This is a genomic window from Vibrio sp. 1151_11, assembly GCF_029478525.1.
Classification (GTDB): Bacteria; Pseudomonadota; Gammaproteobacteria; order Enterobacterales; family Vibrionaceae; genus Vibrio; species Vibrio anguillarum.
The window spans coordinates 1-1,639 of sequence record NZ_SHMN01000078.1; the positions used below are offsets into that span (position 1 = coordinate 1).

Genomic DNA, 1,639 nt, shown 5'->3' on the forward strand with positions numbered 1-1,639 from the left:
CGGCGTTTTTCAAGGTAGTTGTCATCATTCGTTTAGTTATTAAGCGGCTTTTCTTTCTGGATTTAGATGAACCTCACCAACGGGTTCACAGTTCCTAATCTTGCCTGACCAACGCTCTGGGTGTCGCTCTCTTGCTACTGTCAACACATCAGAACGACGTCTTAAAATCTCGCTATCTTTACCACTGTGACGCTCTGATGGCGTAACGTAATTTAACTTACTGTGCTTGTGCTCGGTGTTGTACCAACGTACGAACGCCTCAACCCAACTACGACTTGCATCGAGTTGTTCAAAGCCTTTTGTTGGCCAGCTAGGCATGTACTTCACTGTGCGGAACAGCGACTCAACATACGGGTTATCATCACTGACTCTCGGGCGACTGTATGATGAAGTAATACCAAGCTCATCCATTTTCGCTCTGAACGTCAGTGACTTCATTGGCGCACCATTGTCCGAGTGAAGTACCAGTGGCTGATTAAAGCATTGCTCGCGCATCAGCGTCCGCTGCAATAACTGTGACGCTAACTCACCGCATTCACATTCGTAGACATCATAGCCAACGATTTTTCGGCTATAGATATCTTCAATCACGTAGAGGTAATAATGCTGTCCCTTAACCACAGATGGCAAGTACGTAATGTCCCATGTGTACACCTGATTGGGACCTGTTGCCGTATAACTTGTTGGCTTGGCCTGCCTTTGTCGACTTCGCTGACGACCTCGGGTATGAAGCTGACCTTCTGCTTTCAAAACCCGATAGTAGCTCGACTCTGAAGCAATATACTCACCGTTATCAAGCAACGTCGGGACAATTTGAGTTGGTGGTAAACTTGCGTATTCAGGGCGGTTGCACACCTCAATAATCGCATTGCGCTCTTGCGGTGATAGCTTGTTAGCAGGCACAGGTCTAACGCAGGTCGGTCTTTTGTCTGTCCGTATTTCACCTCGCTGATACCAGCGTCGATACGTTCTCAAGTCGATTTGAACTTCATTGCAGGCGTACTCTAGACGGCAGCCACTTCGCTTGGCATCGTGGATAAGAGTGAGCAAGTATTGCCTTTCATCGGTTGAGGTTAATCTTCCTCTGGCTCTTCCCCGTAAAAGGCTCTCAGCTTTTTTCGAAGAACCAATAGCGCCGCCGTTTCCGCTAACGCTTTTTCTTTAAAGCGTAACTCTTTTTTCAGCTCTTTAATTTCAAGTTTGTCAGCTTTAGCTTGTTTCTTGGCTTCAGCCTCACGCTCTTTAGCAGACATAAACCCTTGCATACACTCACTTCGCCAACCTTGCACTTGTTCAGGGAACAAGCCTTTCTCGCGACAATACTGACTGAGTTCATTCTCCGTCATCGAGTAAGTTTCAGCGACAATGGCGAGTTTAGTTTGAGCAGACCACTGCTCTGATGAAGTATGACTATTTGGCACAGCGGCTCCTGAACGTCTAAGTTGCTGCCGCCAATGATACAGGGTGGCTGTGCTAATACCTTCCTCTTTTGCTACTTGGCTTACAGACATTGAATAAGGAGGCAGTAGCTTCTTCAATATGGCTTCTTTTCTTTCTGTTGGAATGCGATTCAAAACTCACTCATTACCACCCAAACTGGTTAAATTTTAACAGTGACAACTATCCTGCCAGAGGGGGA

The 1,639-nt window shown here is 46.6% G+C and carries 1 protein-coding gene; it reads right to left on the bottom strand.

Going from position 1 to position 1,639, the window contains the following annotated elements:
• Positions 1-39: 39 nt before the first annotated feature.
• Positions 40-1,511, bottom strand: a protein-coding gene (locus tag EXZ60_RS18820) for an IS3 family transposase (protein ID WP_234942217.1) whose coding sequence is annotated in 2 segments (ribosomal slippage) — positions 40-1,101 and positions 1,104-1,511 — 1,470 coding nt in all. Because the reading frame shifts where the segments join, the coding sequence is not laid out codon by codon here.
• Positions 1,512-1,639 lie beyond the last annotated feature (128 nt).